Source organism: Desulfovibrio sp. OH1186_COT-070 (assembly GCF_003860215.1).
Taxonomy (GTDB): Bacteria; Desulfobacterota; Desulfovibrionia; order Desulfovibrionales; family Desulfovibrionaceae; genus Desulfovibrio.
Map to the genome: position 1 here is coordinate 1 of NZ_RQYH01000118.1, position 771 is coordinate 771.

Consider the following 771-nt stretch of genomic DNA (forward strand, 5'->3'; position numbering starts at 1 on the left):
TCGTTGGAGTGTCAGAAAGTGCGAAATATAATGCTTCACCTGTTATTTTTACTAATAATAAAACGATGAAAAAAATTAACCCAGCATTATCATCAGACAAAACCAATTCAGTAGTTGTCAAAGATAGTCATTGGAATGATAAAAAGGTGAAAAGTGATTTAGAAGTGATTGGTATTGATGACTTTGTAAAAAATCTACCAGGTTATAAACCTCAAAACTTAACAATGAATTTCATGATTACATTCTTGTTTGTTATTTCAGCTACAGTTATTGGAGTATTCCTATACGTGATTACTCTACAGAAAAAGAGTTTATTTGGTGTATTAAAAGCACAAGGGTTTACGAATGGTTTCTTAATGAAGATGGTATTAGCACAAACCTTTATATTAGCTTTAATTGGCTCATTAATTGGATTAATTTTGACTTTGCTTACAAGTCTAATTTTACCCAAAGCGGTACCTATTCAGTTTGATGTTGTAACTCTTATTATTTTTGGTATTGTTCTAATATTTATTTCACTTGTAGGTAGTCTTTTCTCAGTACTGTCTATTAGAAAAATTGATCCACTTAAGGCAATCGGATAAGGAGGCTTCATTGTGTTAAAATTTGAGGAAGTGACAAAAGAATTTAAAGATGGAAATCATATGATTAAAGCAGTTAAACCAACATCGTTATCTTTTGAAAAAGGCGATTTTATAGCTATTGTTGGTCCTTCTGGTTCTGGTAAAAGTACATTTCTAACAATGGCTGGTGCCTTACAAACACCTACAT

At 31.1% G+C, this 771-nt stretch carries 2 protein-coding genes; both read left to right on the forward strand.

The genetic code is table 11. The features are described 5' to 3' along the window. On the forward strand, positions 1-584 hold a 584-nt coding region (locus tag EII23_RS12130), incomplete at its 5' end, for an ABC transporter permease (RefSeq protein ID WP_148091278.1). A 60-nt stretch (positions 585-644) separates the two neighbouring features. Beyond that, a partial coding sequence (locus EII23_RS12135) for an ATP-binding cassette domain-containing protein (RefSeq protein ID WP_260424718.1) occupies positions 645-771 on the forward strand: 127 nt, incomplete at its 3' end.